Raw genomic sequence first — 17,101 nt, 5'->3', positions numbered from 1 at the left:
ATGATGCCGGTAAACACTACGTGTCCTTTCGGTCGGTGGGGGAGGCGATGATCAGAATGTCATCGCCGAGTCGGGTCAGTTCGTCGACCGACAAGCGGTGCTGCTCGTCGATGGTGGCAACACCGAGATCGCCAGTGGAGGTGAACGGGCCGCCGATCAGTGTCGGTGCGATGTATGCGTGAATAACATCGGCCAGACCCTGTCGGACGAACGCGCTTGCCAGTCGCGGGCCCCCTTCGACGTAGAGTCTCTGCACGCCGCGGGATGCGAGGTCCTGCAGGGCGGGCGCAATGGGCCCCGCGAAGGTCAGGAGTTCGCGCGGGTGCTGCCGGACGCGGGCGGTCGCGGGCACGTCCCGAGTTCCGAACACGACAGGGATGGGCTGCTCCCCATCGCGGATATCGACACCTGGCGGCCGAGCGGTCAGCAGCGGATCGTCGGCCACGATCGTTCCCGTCCCCACGGCGATGGCACCGTGCTGTGCTCGTTGCTCGTGCACGTGCGCTCTCGCTGCCGTTCCCGTGATCCATTGGCTCGTGCCATCGCTCGCCGCGCCTCGGGCGTCGAGGGACTGCGCCCACTTCACCGTGACGCGGGGGCGACCGTGCTGCTGCACGAACAGCCAGTCGCTGATCAGTGCGCGCCCCTCTTCGCTGTCTGTTCGTACGATGTCGATGCCGGCGGCGCGCAATAGCTCGGCACCGCCACCGCTGTCGATTCCGGGGTCGGACTGCGCGTAGACGACCCGGGCGATGCCGGCGTCGATGAGCGCCGCCGCACAGGGAGCCGTTCGACCGGTGTGGCTGCAGGGCTCGAGCGTGACGACTGCGGTCGCACCGCGAGCATCACGAGCCGCTACTCTGCTGAGCGCATCGATCTCGGCGTGGGGTGTACCAGCGCCTCGATGCCATCCTGTGGCAAGCACCTTGCCCTCGCTGCTCAGGATGACGGCGCCGACCTGAGGGTTGATGCCCCGGGGTCCGCGCAGCGCGAGATCGAATGCGTCTGTCATCGCGCTCTGCTCGGCGGCGGTGATGTGCATCGCTCTCCCTTTTCGGCTGGTTCGGGAGTCGCGTGCAGCCCGCGTGCGAGCGCGCGGGTCGATTGACGGGTGCTTCCTCCCATCCCGACTGTGACGGTCTGCGCAGGAATTTCGCCTGCCAGGCCAGCGTGACGCTGGTTCGTGGGCTATCACCACAGGTGCAGAATTGCGCTGCATCTCGGAGCACTCGACTCTCCTCGAGCGTACAACGTCGCGTCCCATCCGGCTATTCCGGCTGTGAAATCCGGACGCCGTCGAAGCGCAGAGCCAATCATCGGCTGCGCTCTCCTGCCCATCGCTTGTGCTCGCCGGTGATTCGCAAAACGTCTACTCAGAACACTTCTGGATAGACATCTCCCGAATCGCGGAGCCCGAGGTGGCGCGTGCGTGGATGCCACAGTGGGAATCGCGGGAAAAGCGAGGGCTTGCACTCGGAGCAAACGCGATATATCGTGAATGTAGCAGACGCGATATATCGCGAAAGTATCTTGAGATTGGGAAGCCATGAACACCACGCACCACACCTCGGACTCCGACTTCAGCGTTGAAACCTGGGTCGTGCCGCCGGGTGGTAGCCGCACGATCGACGTCGCGGGCATCGAGCGCCTGCGAGTCGGGTTGATCGCCGGCAACATCAACGTCATCGGTCACGACGGCGCCGATACGCGTATCGAGATCGAACAGGTCATCGAGCACGACGTGCACGTGACCGCCGAGAGAGGAGAGCTGCAGATCAACCAGCCGAAGCGGAACTGGCGCGATGCCTTCTCGACCGCTGCGTCCGTCATGCGCTCGCGCACGTCTGCATCCGTCACGGTGATGCTGCCGCGCAGCGCATTCGCGAAGATCGGCACGACGTCCGCGGAAACGCTCGTAAGCGGCATTCTGAACGGCGCTTCCGTGAACACGGTGTCCGGGGACGTTCAGCTCAGTCAGGTCTCCGGTCGCGTCGATATCAACACGGCGAGCGGTCGCGTGGACATCGACGGCCTGGACGGACACCTCGAACTGCGCAGCGTCAGCGGCGAGGTGACCGTTGCTGGAACCGGCGACAATCTGAGCGTCGAAACGGTGTCCGGCAACGTGCTCCTCGACATCGACGGATACCCCAAGCTGATCAGCGTCAACAGCGTCTCGGGGGACTCGACCGTGCGCGTGCAGCAGGGGGCGGGTTTGAGCGTCGACTTCAAGAGCCTGAGCGGGCAGTACGCAGTCGACGGCATCTCTGGGAAGGGGAAGGCGACGCCGCGCATCGATGGCGAACCGAGCATCCGTATCGCCTGCCACAGCGTCTCCGGTGACCTGACGGTCGTGCGACGATGAACGCAGTCTTCGCGCACGGTGACCTGCGGTTGTACCTGCTGCATCTGCTCTCGAGCGGACCGAAGCACGGGTACGAGTTCATCCAGCTGGTCTCCGATCGATTCGGCGGCACCTATTCTCCGAGTCCGGGCACCGTGTACCCGCGGCTGGCCAAGCTCGAGGCCGAGGGTCTCGTTTCGAGTGAACGACACGGCCGGACGACCAGGTACGAACTGACAGAGGCGGGCAGCGAGTACGTCGCGGCGCACGCCGAGGAGATCGCGGAGCTAGAGCGCTCGGTATCCGAATCCGTGCACTCGCTCGCCGATCAGGTGCGCGGCAACGTACGGGAGGCGATGAAGACCCTGCGTGCCGATCTAGCCGCTGCAAAAGAGCGGGAGGCGAACGAAGCGACGTTCAAGGCGCAGCGCGCGAGCGGCGAAACGGATGAGCGGGCTCAACAGCGACTGCGAGGTGCGGAGATCGATCGAGACCTCGTGCGGCTACGTCATGACACCAGGGCTTGGCTGCGAGAGCACGGAGCGGACACCGAGACTGCAGCGGCCATCCGTGATGAAATCGCTGCCTTGCGCGCACGAATCGGCACGCTGCTCGGGCGTTGAATTGGGAGTGCGCGGTGCGTTCACCAGCATGAGCGTCAGGTGTCTCAGCTCTCGGCATGGCCGCGTTATCGGTCGAGTTGCAGTCGCTGCCAGGTGACGCTGGTCACTACCGCGAATACGATCGGGACGATGGCGACGGTAGCGAGTTGCCCGGCGTGAACGGCCGTCGGCTGTAATGCCCATAGGGCCGGGGCTGAGAACGGCAACCAGGCTGCCGTGTCGGGGACCGCGATGGCGGTGACTTGCGCCGCGATGAGGAGCGCGATGGTCACGGCAATGCCGGGTAGTGAACCGCGTCCGAGCGAGGCTGCCCAGCCGGCCGGTGTCGCGAGCAGACCGGTCAGGATCGTCAGCATGCCTTGGCGAGCCAATTGGCGCCACACGTCGCTGTCGATGGGTCCTAGGTTCAGGATGAGTCCGGTGGCGAGGACGAGGACGGTGAGGGTGAGTGCGACGAGGACGGTCCAGACCAGGTGGACGGCGAATTTGGCCAGCGCGATGGTGGGTCGGGTGACGGGCAGGGCGAATAGGCCGGTGATGGTGCCGTCGGTGAACTCGCGGCCGAAGGCCCAGCTCAGCGCGACTCCGAAGGCGAGCAGCGCTCCGGCCGCGGTGATCTGCGCGGAGACGCCGGTCAGTAGATTCCAGCCGGAATGGTCGGCGAGTGGTCCGAGCTGAGCGAGGATTTGCTCGTTCCCGGCTCGCGCCGACGCGGTAAGCGTTGCGGCGAGCACCGCGATACCGGCGACGACGAGGATCGTGATGGTGCGCGGTACTGCGGAGGCGAGGGTTTTACGGTATTCCACGTACAATGCGGTTGCGGCGGGGTTCACGGTTGTCTCTGTTCGTCATCGTTGTGGACCATGTCGAAGAAAGATCGTTCCAGCTCACTGGCACCGGGGTCGAGGCTGCCAATGATCCGGCCGTAGTTCATGACGGAGATACGGTCAGCGATCCGGGCGACTTCATCGAGGTGGTGACTCGAGACCAGCGCCGCAGCGCCGTCGCGGGCGCGGCGCAACAGCAGTTCGCGCAAGAGGATCACTCCGGCGGGGTCGAGTGCGTTCGTCGGCTCGTCCAGGATGATCAGCGCGGGATGGTGCTGGAGTGCGGCCGCTAAACCGAGACGTTGCCGGTTGCCCTGTGATAATCGGCGGGCGGCGACCCGCGCGTAGCGGTCGAGAGCAAGATCGGTGATCGTGGAGTCGACGACGTCGGCAACCTGCGCAGGCTCCACCCCATTGAGTCTCGCGGCCAGTGCAAGGTTCTCCTGGGCGGTCAACTCGAGGTAGGCGAAGGGATGCTGCACGAAGTGCCCGACCCGACGCCATGCCCGTGCTCTTAGACGCGTGATCGGGACACCTTCGATTTGCACGCTGCCGGTCGTCAGACGGAGCATTCCGAGGATCGCCCGCATCAGCGTGGTCTTGCCGGCCCCGTTAAGGCCGACGAGTGCATGGACCTCACCGGCGGCAACCTTCAGGTCGAGACCGAACAGGCCCGCGTCAGCTCCGAACGCTCGCGTTGCGTTGCGGACGATCAGGTGTTCAGTCATCGTGGCTTTCCAAGGCGTTGAGCGCGCCCTCGATCGCGGTGCGCAATGTCCATCGCTCGTCGCGTGCCCACTCGAATATTGCGGCGGTGAGAGCAGCCAGGACCGCCGCCGCCACCGTGCGAGCGACCAGCACGTCAGCACCGTCTGCGATCAGCTGCTCGCTGATCCGCGTCTCCGTGGCCGTATGGGTCTTCGCACTCTTCGCACGCAATGATGCCGAGCCCGCGATGATCCTGACCCTGCGCTGCACAAGTTCCGACTCCGGCTCCGGCAGTTCGCCAAGCGCACACCGGATTCCACGTACGGTACGCTTCAGCGCGGGCGCGTCGGTCGGCTGCGCGGCAACGCTGTCTGCGATTGCGGGATCGTATGGATCGGTGAGGACAACCAGGTCTTTGCTGGGAAAGTGCCGGAAGAAGGTCATCTCCGTGACCTCCGCCTTCGCGGCGATTTGCGTAACGGTCGTCTCCTCGAACCCCTGGGTCTCGAAGAGGTCCATGGCGCACTCGGTAAGTCGCCTGTGCGTTCGCTCGTATCGTGAAGTAACCACCTGCACAATGTTAGTCACTAACAAAACAATTGTCACGGGTGACCGGAACTGCCGCCGCACCGATGTGAGAATCGCCGAGGCACGGCTGGCAAGGGACAACCCGACCGTGTGTGTGATGCCGATGGACGTTTCCAACGTGACGGTAGGCTGATGGCGTGAGCGATATTGAGATCGGCCGTAGCAAGCGCGGACGCCGCGGATTCTCGTTTGACGACGTCGCCGTCGTCCCGACCCGGCGCACCCGTGACACCGAACTGGTGAACCTGAATTGGCAAATCGATGCGTACCGCTTCGACGTTCCGTTCATCGGCGCACCGACCGACTCCGTCATGAGCCCTGCCACCGCAATAGCCCTCGGAAGGGCAGGAGGGCTCGGCGTTCTCAACCTCGAGGGTGTCTGGACGCGTTACGAGGACCCAGAACCACTGCTCGCGGAGATCGCCCAGCTGCCGGCAGATCAGGCCACGAGCCGTATGCGTGAGATCTACGCGGAGCCGATCAAAGGCGAACTGATCACCGCGCGGCTCGCGGAGATCAGGGAAGCCGGCGTCACCGTTGCGGGAAGCCTCAGCCCCGCTGAAGTGCTGCGTCACTACGAGACCGTGCTCGCGGCAGGAACCGACCTCATGGTGATCCGGGGATCGACCGTCTCGGCCGAGCACGTCTCGACGGAAGGGTCGGCTCCGCTCAACCTCAAGCAGTTCATCTACGAACTCGATGTTCCCGTCATCGTCGGCGGTGTCGTCACCTATACGGCGGCACTGCACCTCATGCGCACGGGAGCCGCAGGCGTTCTCGTGGGGTTCGGGGGAGGGGCTGCTTCGACGTCCCGCGCCGTTCTGGGCATCCACGCTCCCATGGCAACGGCCATCAGCGATGTCGCCGCTGCGCGACGCGACTACCTCGACGAATCGGGCGGCCGCTACGTGCAGGTCATCGCAGACGGGTCGCTCGGCACATCCGGTGACATCGTCAAGGCGTTCGCAATGGGATCGGATGCCGTCATGCTCGGCACCGCGCTCGCTCGCGCAACCGACGCACCGGGCCGCGGCTGGCACTGGGGGCCGGAGGCCCACAACCAGAAACTGCCGCGCGGCAACCGGGTGAAGGTCGATCAGCTCGGCGACCTGGACGTTGTCTTGAACGGACCTTCGCCGGTCGCAGACGGCAGCGCGAACCTCATCGGCGCGCTCCGCACGGCACTCGCAACCACCGGGTACCGCGAGGTGAAGGAATTCCAGCGCATCGACGTTGTGCTCAAGAGCTAAACACACGGGAGGGCCACCATGAACAGCAGCGCGAAGCAGCGCAAACGAGTCTCACGTTCTCGAAAGCTTGGCCCGAAGCAACGAGCGGCCGCGATCGCATCCATGCGCGAGCGCGAGGTCGATGTGCTCGTCATCGGCGGCGGCGTTGTCGGCGCCGGAGCAGCGCTCGACGCGGCAACGCGCGGCCTGCGGGTCGGCCTGATAGAAGCGAGAGACTTCGCGTCCGGCACGTCGAGCCGATCGTCGAAGCTCATCCACGGCGGTATCCGATACCTCGAGCAGATGAATTTCTCGCTCGTCCGTGAGGCCCTGATCGAGCGCGGACTGCTGCTGCAGCGCCTCGCTCCTCACCTCGTGAAGCCCGTGAAGTTCCTGTATCCGCTGCAGACGCCGATCGCCGAGCGCTTCTACATCGGCGCGGGCATGGCGATGTACGACGCCTTCAGCTACACCGGCTTCATGAAACCGGGTGTTCCGAGGCACCGCCACTACACGAAGAAGCAGCTCGTCAAACAGGCCCCGGGCCTCGACACCGACAAGATCATCGGCGGGCTCGCCTACTATGACGCGCAGGTCGACGACGCGCGCTTCGTTTCGACGCTCGCGCGAACGGCATCCTTCTACGGTGCGCACGTCGCGAGCCGGGTCAGGGCGGAGGGGTTCCTGAAGGTCGGAGAACGCGTCGTCGGCGTGCAGGCGCACGACCTCGAGACGGGTGAACGATTCGAGATTCGCGCACGCCAGGTCGTCAATGCAACGGGCGTCTGGACGGGCGATACGCAAGCCATGGTCGGCACGCGCGGCCAGTTCAGGGTGCGCGCGTCGAAGGGCGTGCACCTCGTGGTACCCCGTGACCGTTTCCACTCGTCGATGGGGCTGCTGCTGCGCACGGAGCGGAGCGTGCTCTTCGTGATTCCGTGGGGCAGGCACTGGATCATCGGCACGACCGACACCGACTGGGAACTCGATAAAGCGCATCCCGCGGCGACCGCTGCCGACATCGACTACATCCTCGACAACGTCAACGAAGTGCTCATGACGAAGCTCACGCGCGAGGATGTCGAGGGAGTGTACGCGGGGTTGCGGCCGCTGCTGTCGGCGGGCGAGGGTGCTTCAACAGCATCCCTGTCGCGGGAGCACCACGTTGCGCACACGGTGCCGGGCCTCGTGATCATCGCGGGCGGCAAGTTCACGACGTACCGCGTCATGGCCAAAGACGCCATCGACGAAGCGGCGGCAGCAATGGACGGCAAGGTGCCGCCCTCGTGCACGGAGGAGATTCCGCTGCTCGGGGCGGAGGGCTACCGGGCTGCCTGGAACAAGCGGGCAAAGATCGCGAGGGCGTTCGGTGTGCACAAGCATCGCATCGAGCACCTGCTGAACCGTTACGGTGTGCTCACCGACGAGCTGCTCGAGATCATCAGAGACGACCCCTCGATGCTCGAGCCGCTGCCGGGAGCAGACGATTACATTCGCGCCGAGGTGCTGTACGCGTGTCTGCACGAGGGCGCGCTGCACCTCGACGATGTGCTCGCACGCAGAACCCGCATCTCGATCGAGTCGTGGGACCGAGGGGTGGCGGCGGCTCCTGTCGCAGCCGAGATCATGGCGGCCGCCCTCGGCTGGGACGCCGAGCAGGTTGAACGCGAGGTGAATACTTACAACAGGAGGGTCGCGGCAGAGATCGACAGCCAACAGCTGCCGGATGACGAGTCGGCGGACCGCGCCCGCCTCGAAGCGCCGGAGATCATCCCGATGGGCAGCCTGCCGACGCAGGAAACGGTCGGTACACGAGCGAGCGACGCGCAGTAATCATCGCGCGGCTTCTTGCCTGGGCCCAGGCGGAGGGGTGCGCGCTAGTGCGACTGAGCCGTCAGCGTGTGCCGACGCTCGAGCCACAGAATCGACGTCACAACCGCGAAGCCGATCACCATGGCGATGATGAGCCCGAACATCGGTGTTTCGGGGCCGTCGAGCGCCTGATTATCCCACGGCCACAGCGCGCGGAGCGAGCCTGCCATGAGCCCCGTGAGGATCACCATGGTGATGTGTCGTTTGTGGGTCAGCAAGTACTGCAGCAGCTTCACGAATGCGGTGAGCCCGGTGGCGGCCCCGGCCGCAAACGTCAGGATGTACGGGATATCGACGCTGCGCACCGCTGTGAGGGTCGGTTCGTACATGCCGAAGGTAAGCAGGATGAACGAACCGGAGAGCCCCGGAATCACAAGCGCACAGATCGCCACTGCGGCGCTCAAGAACACCGTCCAGAGGCTTATGACGACGTCGACGCGCGGAAGGCCGAGGAGCAGGAAAGCGGCGATGGCGAACAGGAGCGCGAGCCCGTAGTTCCAGAGCTTCCATCGTGACCGGGATTCCTGATAGGGGATCGGCAGGCTGCCCAAGACAAGGCCGAAGAACGCCGCGTACACGATCTGCGTGTGGTTGTGGACGATGGGCTCGAGGATGACGATCGCGAGGATCAGGAACGTCGCCATGCCGAGCAGCGCGGGAATTACTACGCCCCACTGTCCGCGTTTGAACTCCTCCTTGGCTGCTCCGAGTCCGCGACCGCGGAGTCCGTCGGTCAGCGTCAGCCGGATGCCTCCGAGCACGTGGCCCGCCCCGTTGATGAGGTCATCGTAGAGTCGCACGATCAGCGCGACCGTTCCGCCGCTGGTGCCGGGGAGTGCTTCCGAGGTGCCGACGGCGCCGCCGCGCAGGAAGTTCAGAAACCAGGTCATTTCGAATATCCTGCCATGCTCGCACTCTTCGTGAGCTCGAACACGGGAGAAATCATGTCGCGGAATGACTCACGGGCGTTGGCGCTGCATTCGCTGCGGGGGTTGGGGTCGCTATGCGCGTCGAATTCCGACCCCCAAGGCTGCACCGAGGGCGGCGTCAGGAGTACGACCGGACCGGTAGACTTGACGGGTGAGTTCGCAGCCGGGGTTCTGGGAGGTCGCGCGTCGACCCCAATGGATATGGACCCTCGTTGCCTGCCTCATCGTTGCCGTGATCTTCGGCATCCTGGCGAATTGGCAGACCGCCCGCGCCATCGAACACGGGCAGGGTGATGACCGAGATACAGAGACGCCGGTCACGCTCGAATCGGTCGCAGCTCCCGGCGAGGTACTGACGACCGAGGCCGGCGGACGCATCGTGACCGTCACCGCATCCCTGCAGCCGGACGACTTCATCGTGCTCGAAGGTCGGCACCAGGAGGGCGAGAGCGGATGCTGGATCACCGGTCGCGCGCTCGTGAGCGAAGGCCATCACGAGGGGGCGAATCTCGCCGTTGCGATCGACTTCGTGCCCGAATGCGAAGGGATCGAGCCACGGACTGCCGAGCTCTCGGAGCAGGCCGGCGAGCCGAGAGAGCTCGTCGGCCGCTACATGCCGAGCGAGGCACCGACGGAGAGTAACTTCGAGCAGGGCGAATACACGATGAGCGTCGCGCTGATGATCAACCTCTGGAGCGACTACGAGCCGCCGGTGTTCTCCGGTTACCTCCTGCTGCACGACCCCGAGAATCCGGGGGAGTCGCTGTCGATCCACTCCGAGCCTCCCACAACGCAGACGCAACTCAACTGGCTGAACGTCTTCTACGCGCTCGAATGGGTGCTGTTCGGCGGCTTCGCGATCTACCTCTGGTATCGCCTCGTGCAGGATGATCGCGAACGCGAGGGCGAGGCCGACGATGACGACGAAGACGACGGTGGCGATGTTGACGGACTCCTCCCTCCCGAGACCCAGGCCGACTCAGCGACCGACGCTACGGAATCCGAGGAGTTCGTCGCCCGGTAGCCGTTGCGCTCCTACCCGTCGCTGCTGGAACCCGAAGGTGCGAAAAACTTCGAAGCGTGACGGTCATTCTTCGAAGTTTTTCGCACCCAATGGTCGGTCTTCGCGGATGCCCGTGCACCGACAATCGCGTTTCGCTGCTGAACCGCCGCTCTGGATCCGGCGCCGAGCCGCCGTACTTCCGTGGATGCACCACGCGATAGAATCGTGGGGTGCCGAAACCCATCGACAATCTTCACAAGATCAGACCAGCGATCACGTTCTACCGGGTAATGGCCTACGTGGCAGGTGTCGGGCTGCTGCTGCTGGTGGCCGAGATGGTGCTGAAGTACTCTGCGCTGCACGTGGAGTTGTTCGCCGGCGGCGACGGCGGCCTCCTCTACTTCGCGCCCGTCGTCGCCGAACCGCAGTGCCAGTGGTACTCGCTGTTCGTCCCGGGGGGCATGGGATGCGAGATGCATTCGACCGGCACGGGCTTCAACATCTCGCTCTTTATTCTAATCGCGCACGGCTGGCTCTATGTCGTGTACGTCTTCGCGTGCTTCCGGCTCTGGCAGATGATGCGCTGGAAGGCGCTGCGCCTGCTGTGGATGCTGCTCGGTGGAGTCGTGCCGTTCCTATCGTTCTTCGTGGAGGCGCACATTCACAAGATCGCGGTGAGGGAGTACGAGGAACTCGCGTCGAAGCGAAAGGCCCGTGAAGAGCGCCGAAAGGCAGCAAGCGCCGCGAATGCCAATACGGGAGAGGACGCATAGTGTCAGACACAGCCCAGCAACCTGTTCTGGTCGTCGATTTCGGAGCCCAGTACGCCCAGCTCATCGCGCGCCGCGTGCGCGAGGCCTCGGTGTACTCGGAGATCGTCCCGCATTCGATCACGGCCGAGGAGATACGCGAGAAGAACCCCGTCGCGATCGTGCTCTCCGGCGGACCCTCGAGCGTGTATGCCGAGGGCGCCCCGAGTCTTGACCCGGGCATCCTGGAGCTCGGCATACCGACGCTGGGCATCTGCTACGGGTTCCAGGTGATGGCGCAGCAGCTCGGGGGCGAGGTCGCGAAGACCGGCAACCGCGAGTACGGCTCCACGAACGCGTCGATCTCCGAACCCGGCACGCTGCTGGCGGACCTGCCGGTCGAACAGATCACCTGGATGAGCCATGGCGACTCGGTCGCGAGAGCACCCGAGGGATTCACGGTGCTCGCATCGACGACCGAAACGCCCGTTGCTGCGTTCGAGGACACGCAGCGCCGATTCGCGGGCGTGCAGTGGCATCCGGAGGTCAAACATTCGCAGTTCGGGCAGCGCGTCATCGAGCGATTCCTGCACGACATCGTCGGCCTGCCCGGCGATTGGACGAACGCGAGCGTCATCGACGAGCAGGTGGCGCGCATCCGTGAGCAGGTCGGCACGGGCCGCGCGATCTGCGCGCTCTCGGGCGGCGTCGACTCGGCTGTTGCGGCTGCTCTCGTGCAGCGCGCGATCGGCGAGCAGCTCACCTGCGTTTTCGTGGACCACGGTCTGCTGCGGCAGGGGGAGCGCGAGCAGGTCGAGCAGGACTTCGTCGCGTCGACCGGGGTCCGTCTCGTGACGGTGGATGCGCGCGAACGATTCCTGACGGCGCTCGCGGGAGTCTCCGATCCGGAGGAGAAGCGCAAGATCATCGGCCGCGAATTCATTCGGGTGTTCGAGCAGGCCCAGACCGACCTGATCGCCGAGAACCCGGACGACCCGGTTCGCTACCTCGTGCAGGGAACGCTGTACCCGGACGTCGTGGAGTCCGGCGGCGGCTCTGGCACCGCGAACATCAAGAGCCACCACAATGTCGGCGGACTGCCAGAAGACATCGACTTCGAGCTCGTCGAACCGCTGCGCGCGCTGTTCAAAGACGAAGTGCGGGCGATCGGCCGTGAGCTCGGCGTGCCGGACGAAATCGTCTCCCGTCAGCCGTTCCCGGGGCCGGGGCTCGGCATCCGCATCATCGGCGAGGTCACCTGGGAGCGGCTCGAACTACTGCGCAAGGCGGACGCAATCGCCCGTGCGGAGCTCACGGCGGCGGGTCTCGACTCGGAGATCTGGCAGTGCCCCGTCGTGCTGCTCGCGGACGTCCGTTCTGTCGGCGTGCAGGGGGACGGGCGCACCTACGGGCACCCGATCGTGCTGCGGCCGGTCTCGAGCGAGGACGCCATGACGGCCGACTGGACGCGTCTGCCGTACGACGTCCTCGCGCGCATCTCGAATCGCATCACGAACGAGGTCGAGGACGTCAACCGCGTAGTTCTCGATGTGACGTCGAAGCCTCCCGGCACGATTGAATGGGAATGACGAAAATTCGATCCTATGGATCGAATTTTGGTCATTCATATAAGGGAGGAACCTCCGCTGCGTTTGGCGTTCGAAGCGAGAAGAGGGACAGGCTGTCCTGCGGACCGTTATTCATGCAAGGGTTGGACCATCGGTACGTTTAGCGTTCGGAGCGTCTTCGATCCTGCGGATCGAAAAATTGGCTATGCACCTGACGACCAAGACACGGGCGCCGAGACGGCGATCGCCGCTCCGCGCAGCGCTGGCGTCGCGGCAATGGGCCGAAAGGACCATTGCGCTTGGAGTTCCAGCGCGCAGAAAGGCAGGGACCAGTTCTACTACAACGTTCGGAAGCGGGCCGATCCTGTGGAGCGAAAATTGGCTAGAGCCTGACGACCGGGACGGTCGTGAGTGCTGGCGTCGCGGCGATGCTGCGAAAGGACCATCGCCCTTCGGGCTCCAGCGCGCGGGATGGACAGTGGCCAAGCGATGTCCGCTAAACATCTGTTGCTGAGCGAACAATTTGGCCACAATCATCTGTCACAGGTCAGAACCACAGTTCAAGACGAATGTCGAACTGATCGCCGACCCGGTCAAGCAGTTCGTTGTGCAGGCGTACGCCCTCTAGATCGAACCAACGACGCCGGTCTTCGGTGCCGAAAGAACCGGTCTCCTCGTTCGCGTGCTTCGTGAAGAAGCGCGCCCACTCTTCCAGCCTCGCAATGAGTTCGGCGGGAAGCAGAGCGTTCCAGTCTGGTCGCTCCTCGGCAGGCCACATGAAGTCTTCAAGTGGCCACGTGTAGCCATAGTCGACGAAGAGCCGAAGCCGTACTCTTCCATCGCTCATTACTAGCAAGCCGGTGCGTTTCCAGAGGGATACGAGGTAGTTACTCGCTTATTGAGAAAAGACGTAACATTGATATTCATCCTTGGTGGTGTATAGAGCGCCTTTACCCCTTAATTTATTCTACGGTTACATAAAAAACTGGGCATGTCTAGGGTTCAATCGGGCTGCGCAAGGAGAACATGGCGGTTTCGAGCGGTCTGCGGTGGAGAAGCTTATAGGTCTAGCACCAGGCGGGAGCGCAATACCAACGACAGTTTTTCCTTTCCAAACCTATGCGCGGTTGACCCCGGGAACAATTGAGCCATCGAAATCCGTAACCGGTATCCGGAAGCTTTCGATGCCGAGTACCGTTGGTCTATACGTGTACGAGTAACAGGTAAGGGCGTGGACATGACGCTGACCGAGGGTCGGGTGGCGCAGCTGCGCCAGGACTTCCCGATCTTGCAGACCGAAGTGCACGGGCATCCCCTCGTGTATCTCGATTCGGGAGCGACCGCTCAGCGGCCCGCTCCGGTGCTGGATGCCGAGCGCGACTTTCTCGAGCAGCACAATTCGGCCGTCCACCGTGGGGCGCACACGCTCGCTGGGCTGTCGACGCTCGACTTCGAGGACGCCCGTGAGACGGTGGCGCGTTTCGTCGGCGCGGACAGCGATGAGATCTCGTGGGCGTCGAACGCGACGGACGCGCTCAACACGGTCGCGATCGCTCTGGCGAAGGCCAACGCGGCAGGATCGGCGTCGGGGCGGATGCGCATCGGCCCCGGCGACGAAATCCTGGTGACCGAGGCTGAGCATCACGCGAACCTCGTGCCGTGGCAGGAACTCGCGGCGCTGACCGGCGCGACGCTCCGGTGGGTCGAAGTCGATGATGCGGGCCTCTGGGGAATCGACGACATGCGTGAGAAGCTGACCGACCGCACGCGCGTCGTCGCGTTCGCCCACGTCTCGAACGTGACCGGGATGATCGCTCCCGTCGAGGAGGTGGTCAAGGCCGCCCGCAGCGTCGGTGCGCTCGTCGTGCTGGATGCGTGCCAGGCGGTGCCGCATCGCGCCGTCGACTTCCACGCGCTCGGCGTCGACGCCGCTGCGTTCTCTGGGCACAAGATGCTGGGCCCCAACGGCATCGGCGTGCTCTATCTCGCCCGTGAGTTCGGTCGTGAGCTGCCTCCGGCGCGCACCGGCGGCTCCATGATCACGACCGTGACGATGGAGCGCAGCGAGTATCTCGACCCGCCGCAGCGTTTCGAGGCCGGCACGCAGCCGGTGCCGCAGGCCGTCGGACTGGCGGCCGCGGTGCGATACCTCGAATCGATCGGCATGAATGCCGTGGAGGCGCACGAACGGCAGCTCGCGGAACGCCTCGTGAGCGGACTCGAATCCATTGACGGCATCCGCGTCGTCGGGCCCGCCGCAGGTGTTGACCGCTCTGGCTTAGCATCCTTCATCGTCGATGGCGTGCACGCGCACGACGTGGGGCAATTACTCGATGTGCAGGGCATTGCGGTGCGGGTCGGACACCACTGCGCGCAGCCGCTGCACAGGCGGTTCGGTGTCGCGGCGACGACAAGGGCCTCGGCCTACGTGCACACGACCGAGGCCGAGATCGACAGGCTGCTGGAGGCTGTCGCAGGTGTTCGCGGCTACTTCGGGGTCGACGCGTGAGCGACCCGCTGGCCGGCCTGTACCAGGAGCTCATTCTCGAGCACTCCAAGCGGCGCGATGGTGAGGGGCTGATCGAGGCGTTCGACGCCGAGCGCTTCGACCGCAACCCGACCTGCGGCGACGAGATCCGATTGCGTATCAGGGTCGATGACGCGGGTGTCATAACCGGCCTCGGATGGGAGGGCCAGGGATGCAGCATTTCGCAAGCATCCGCATCCGTTCTCGCCGGGCTCGCCCCGGGGCTGACGCGCGTTGACCTCGAGGGCCGCATTGAGGCGTTCAGAGAGCTGATGCGCTCGCGCGGCGGTGGCGTGGGCGACCCCGAGGTGCTGGAAGATGCGGTGGCGTTCGCGGGCGTTTCGAAGTTCCCGATGCGTGTGAAGTGCGCGATGCTCTCCTGGACCGCCCTCGAAGGCTGCCTCGCCCAGTTGCGCTGACTCGTCGTCGGTACGTGTTGACGCACAGTGCATGACCATCTATCCTCTGATCAACTATCGTATTTGTATTCGAGGGTTGAGTGAGGCATGAGATCAACGAAGAAACTCATTGTGTTCGGAGCAAGTGGCCTTCTTATCATCGGCACTTTTCAGGGGGTTCCTATTACTGAGGCGGTCGCAGCGGAGGACCATTATGGATCCATTACGTCCGATGAATCCTTCGAAGCCTCGGGTGCGACGGACTACGCGGCGGACTCTTACCAGGATGAGTTCGGTGCCCCGGCAGAGGTTGCTCAAGCAGCGATCATCGATCAGGAGAGGCTCATCGACCTGGTACATGATGAAGAGATAGAGCTCGGCGTAGACGCTGATGTATGGGTACAGTCCCAAGAGGATGGCCAAGCCATTCATGTGCGGACGTCTGATCAAGAGATAGTTCAGGCCTTTGAGGGGTTTGAGTTTGAAGCAAGCGAAGTTGTATTCGAAGCATCCAACGCAGACATACAGCTGATGAATTTTGACGATGATGCGGTGGAAAGTGCCATCCTCGAAGTATCCCCCGGGCTGCAGGGCTTCTATGTGGCGGTTGAAGATGGGGCGTTGGTTATTGATACCTCTGATGTATTGAGTGACGCTGAAATTGACCGAATCCGTGACTCCACGGGATACGCCGCTGTTGAAGTCCAGCATTCTCCAGAAGAAGCTGGCAATATGCTTACTGCACGGGGTGGTGCTGCGATGTCATCCTGCACTTCGGGCTTTGCCGCAAGGAGCGGTAATCTGAATGGATTCTTCACCGCAGCTCACTGCAGAAATAGCGTTCAAAGGCTCTACTCAGGCCGGACCACGGGTAGCACGTCTGTGCCTGCGACGTTGCGTAGTTACGTGCACAATGCAAATGCTGACATCGGGTTCTATAGTGTCCCAGGAGGTAACAGCGTCTCTCGTATCATCTATGCCTCCAACACAACTACTCATACGGTCACATCTGCTCGCAGTATCCCGACAGGAGTTCAAGCTTGCTCCCGAGGGAAAGTTAGCGGTTGGCGATGCGCCACTGTGACGTCAGTCAACTATCGTCCAACATGGGGTGATGCTTGCCCTGGTACTTGCAATGCCGCGTTTATCCGTGCCAATACTGGTGGCGCTCCGGGGGACAGTGGCGGACCGCTGGTTGTGGGCAATAGCGCAGTCGGAATTCTGCAAGGTGGAACGGCCAGTTGGCTTTCCTACTCCAGTATCGGCTACATTCCCTCCGGAACTTCGCTCGTTCTGAGTTGAGTGTCTCATGCAGAAATTGGCGAAAGCGCCTCTTGTTGCCCTGACCGCTATGGTTGGTGGGCTGCTTGGATTGGTCGCCTGTTCGGCGGGAAGTGGTTTGGATTACGCTACATACACCACTACGGGGACTGGCGCCGGTGCTATGGCGCAGTTGACTGGCGAGATCCGTGATGAGGGAGGCTGCCTCACGATTGTGGATGAAGAGGGCATGACCCACGTGCCTATCTTTGCATCGAACGACCCACGTCCTCAGGCGCTGCAGGATGGGGAACATGTTGAGTTCGGTGGTGGCTACTCAGACACATTCACGCAGGAACATGATGTTCCCGATAGTTGCTCCGCCTTACTCCATCCAATTTTCACAGTGAGTGAGGAGTTCTAACCCTCTTTCGAGTTGTAGACAGGCGTCCCAGGAAAAGAGGAGAACGTCTTCG

General features: G+C 63.6%; 17 protein-coding genes. 11 read left to right on the top strand and 6 right to left on the bottom strand.

What is annotated here, in order from left to right; all coding sequences use genetic code 11:
- Positions 1-16: 16 nt before the first annotated feature.
- Positions 17-1,042: a bifunctional diaminohydroxyphosphoribosylaminopyrimidine deaminase/5-amino-6-(5-phosphoribosylamino)uracil reductase RibD gene (gene ribD / locus Q0O95_RS09485; RefSeq protein WP_293697731.1), complete on the bottom strand. Its 1,026-nt coding sequence runs from the start codon at positions 1,040-1,042 to the stop codon at positions 17-19.
- 504 nt (positions 1,043-1,546) lie between these two features.
- Here ribD and Q0O95_RS09480 point away from each other — a divergent pair.
- The gene (locus Q0O95_RS09480) at positions 1,547-2,365 is read left to right on the top strand and encodes a DUF4097 family beta strand repeat-containing protein (RefSeq protein WP_293697729.1); all 819 of its coding nucleotides are present in this window, start codon (positions 1,547-1,549) and stop codon (positions 2,363-2,365) included.
- Positions 2,362-2,967: a PadR family transcriptional regulator gene (locus Q0O95_RS09475; protein ID WP_293697727.1), complete on the top strand. Its 606-nt coding sequence runs from the start codon at positions 2,362-2,364 to the stop codon at positions 2,965-2,967. Before Q0O95_RS09480 ends, Q0O95_RS09475 begins: the two co-directional genes overlap by 4 nt.
- A gap of 65 nt (positions 2,968-3,032) precedes the next feature.
- On the opposite strand, the gene Q0O95_RS09470 is transcribed toward Q0O95_RS09475, so the two are convergent.
- The 3 genes from Q0O95_RS09470 to Q0O95_RS09460 are packed head-to-tail and all read right to left on the bottom strand — an operon-like array spanning position 3,033 to position 5,072.
- A complete protein-coding gene (locus tag Q0O95_RS09470) occupies positions 3,033-3,800 on the bottom strand; it encodes an ABC transporter permease (protein ID WP_293697725.1) in 768 nt (255 codons plus the stop codon).
- Positions 3,797-4,522, bottom strand: a complete 726-nt coding sequence (locus Q0O95_RS09465) for an ABC transporter ATP-binding protein (protein ID WP_293697723.1) — start codon at positions 4,520-4,522, stop codon at positions 3,797-3,799. The genes Q0O95_RS09470 and Q0O95_RS09465 overlap by 4 nt, the downstream gene beginning before the upstream one ends.
- Entirely contained in the window at positions 4,515-5,072 is a 558-nt protein-coding gene (locus Q0O95_RS09460; RefSeq protein WP_293697721.1) for a TetR/AcrR family transcriptional regulator, read from the bottom strand. The genes Q0O95_RS09465 and Q0O95_RS09460 overlap by 8 nt, the downstream gene beginning before the upstream one ends.
- Positions 5,073-5,227: 155 nt before the next feature.
- On the opposite strand from Q0O95_RS09460, the gene Q0O95_RS09455 reads away from it, so the two are divergent.
- Both Q0O95_RS09455 and Q0O95_RS09450 read left to right on the top strand, forming a co-directional pair.
- Positions 5,228-6,340: a GuaB3 family IMP dehydrogenase-related protein gene (locus Q0O95_RS09455; RefSeq protein ID WP_293697719.1), complete on the top strand. Its 1,113-nt coding sequence runs from the start codon at positions 5,228-5,230 to the stop codon at positions 6,338-6,340.
- A gap of 18 nt (positions 6,341-6,358) precedes the next feature.
- Complete coding sequence (locus tag Q0O95_RS09450; protein WP_293697717.1) at positions 6,359-8,152, top strand: glycerol-3-phosphate dehydrogenase/oxidase; 1,794 nt, start codon at positions 6,359-6,361, stop codon at positions 8,150-8,152.
- Positions 8,153-8,196: 44 nt separating this feature from the next.
- Here Q0O95_RS09450 and Q0O95_RS09445 read toward each other — a convergent pair whose 3' ends face one another.
- Positions 8,197-9,081: a DUF368 domain-containing protein gene (locus Q0O95_RS09445; RefSeq protein ID WP_293697715.1), complete on the bottom strand. Its 885-nt coding sequence runs from the start codon at positions 9,079-9,081 to the stop codon at positions 8,197-8,199.
- A 190-nt stretch (positions 9,082-9,271) separates the two neighbouring features.
- Between Q0O95_RS09445 and Q0O95_RS09440 the strand changes: the two genes are divergently transcribed.
- The 3 genes from Q0O95_RS09440 to guaA all read left to right on the top strand — a co-directional run bounded on the left by Q0O95_RS09440 (position 9,272) and on the right by guaA (position 12,461).
- The gene (locus Q0O95_RS09440) at positions 9,272-10,144 is read left to right on the top strand and encodes an SURF1 family cytochrome oxidase biogenesis protein (RefSeq protein ID WP_293697713.1); all 873 of its coding nucleotides are present in this window, start codon (positions 9,272-9,274) and stop codon (positions 10,142-10,144) included.
- Between the two features lie 209 nt (positions 10,145-10,353).
- The gene (locus Q0O95_RS09435) at positions 10,354-10,896 is read left to right on the top strand and encodes a DUF3817 domain-containing protein (RefSeq protein WP_293697711.1); all 543 of its coding nucleotides are present in this window, start codon (positions 10,354-10,356) and stop codon (positions 10,894-10,896) included.
- Positions 10,896-12,461, top strand: a complete 1,566-nt coding sequence (guaA, locus tag Q0O95_RS09430; protein WP_293697709.1) for a glutamine-hydrolyzing GMP synthase — start codon at positions 10,896-10,898, stop codon at positions 12,459-12,461. The genes Q0O95_RS09435 and guaA overlap by 1 nt, the downstream gene beginning before the upstream one ends.
- Before the next feature lie 526 nt (positions 12,462-12,987).
- Here guaA and Q0O95_RS09425 read toward each other — a convergent pair.
- Entirely contained in the window at positions 12,988-13,287 is a 300-nt protein-coding gene (locus tag Q0O95_RS09425; protein WP_293697707.1) for a hypothetical protein, read from the bottom strand.
- Positions 13,288-13,677: 390 nt separating this feature from the next.
- On the opposite strand from Q0O95_RS09425, the gene Q0O95_RS09420 reads away from it, so the two are divergent.
- From Q0O95_RS09420 to Q0O95_RS09405, 4 genes are all read left to right on the top strand, one after another.
- Positions 13,678-14,949 (top strand): SufS family cysteine desulfurase, encoded by a 1,272-nt coding sequence (locus Q0O95_RS09420; protein WP_293697705.1) that lies wholly within the window; start codon positions 13,678-13,680, stop codon positions 14,947-14,949.
- A complete protein-coding gene (sufU, locus tag Q0O95_RS09415) occupies positions 14,946-15,386 on the top strand; it encodes a Fe-S cluster assembly sulfur transfer protein SufU (protein WP_293697703.1) in 441 nt (146 codons plus the stop codon). The genes Q0O95_RS09420 and sufU overlap by 4 nt, the downstream gene beginning before the upstream one ends.
- 87 nt (positions 15,387-15,473) lie before the next feature.
- The gene (locus Q0O95_RS09410; protein WP_293697701.1) at positions 15,474-16,667 is read left to right on the top strand and encodes a S1 family peptidase; all 1,194 of its coding nucleotides are present in this window, start codon (positions 15,474-15,476) and stop codon (positions 16,665-16,667) included.
- A gap of 7 nt (positions 16,668-16,674) precedes the next feature.
- Positions 16,675-17,049 carry a hypothetical protein gene (locus tag Q0O95_RS09405; RefSeq protein ID WP_293697699.1) on the top strand — a complete coding sequence of 125 codons (375 nt, stop codon included), beginning with the start codon at positions 16,675-16,677 and terminating at the stop codon, positions 17,047-17,049.
- Positions 17,050-17,101 lie beyond the last annotated feature (52 nt).

This window comes from uncultured Agrococcus sp. (genome assembly GCF_945915485.1).
Taxonomy (GTDB): Bacteria; Actinomycetota; Actinomycetes; order Actinomycetales; family Microbacteriaceae; genus Agrococcus.
Note: the sequence above shows the minus strand (reverse complement) of the source record. Positions and strands in the feature narration are given on the sequence as shown.

Excerpts from the sequence above, each read along its gene's own strand:
- ribD (WP_293697731.1), bottom strand. The coding sequence starts at position 1,042 with ATGCACATCACCGCCGCCGAGCAGAGCGCGATGACAGACGCATTCGAT.
- Q0O95_RS09480 (WP_293697729.1), top strand. The coding sequence starts at position 1,547 with ATGAACACCACGCACCACACCTCGGACTCCGACTTCAGCGTTGAAACC.
- Q0O95_RS09475 (WP_293697727.1), top strand. The coding sequence starts at position 2,362 with ATGAACGCAGTCTTCGCGCACGGTGACCTGCGGTTGTACCTGCTGCAT.
- Q0O95_RS09465 (WP_293697723.1), bottom strand. The coding sequence starts at position 4,522 with ATGACTGAACACCTGATCGTCCGCAACGCAACGCGAGCGTTCGGAGCT.
- Q0O95_RS09450 (WP_293697717.1), top strand. The coding sequence starts at position 6,359 with ATGAACAGCAGCGCGAAGCAGCGCAAACGAGTCTCACGTTCTCGAAAG.
- Q0O95_RS09445 (WP_293697715.1), bottom strand. The coding sequence starts at position 9,081 with ATGACCTGGTTTCTGAACTTCCTGCGCGGCGGCGCCGTCGGCACCTCG.
- Q0O95_RS09425 (WP_293697707.1), bottom strand. The coding sequence starts at position 13,287 with ATGAGCGATGGAAGAGTACGGCTTCGGCTCTTCGTCGACTATGGCTAC.
- Q0O95_RS09420 (WP_293697705.1), top strand. The coding sequence starts at position 13,678 with ATGACGCTGACCGAGGGTCGGGTGGCGCAGCTGCGCCAGGACTTCCCG.
- Q0O95_RS09410 (WP_293697701.1), top strand. The coding sequence starts at position 15,474 with ATGAGATCAACGAAGAAACTCATTGTGTTCGGAGCAAGTGGCCTTCTT.
- Q0O95_RS09405 (WP_293697699.1), top strand. The coding sequence starts at position 16,675 with ATGCAGAAATTGGCGAAAGCGCCTCTTGTTGCCCTGACCGCTATGGTT.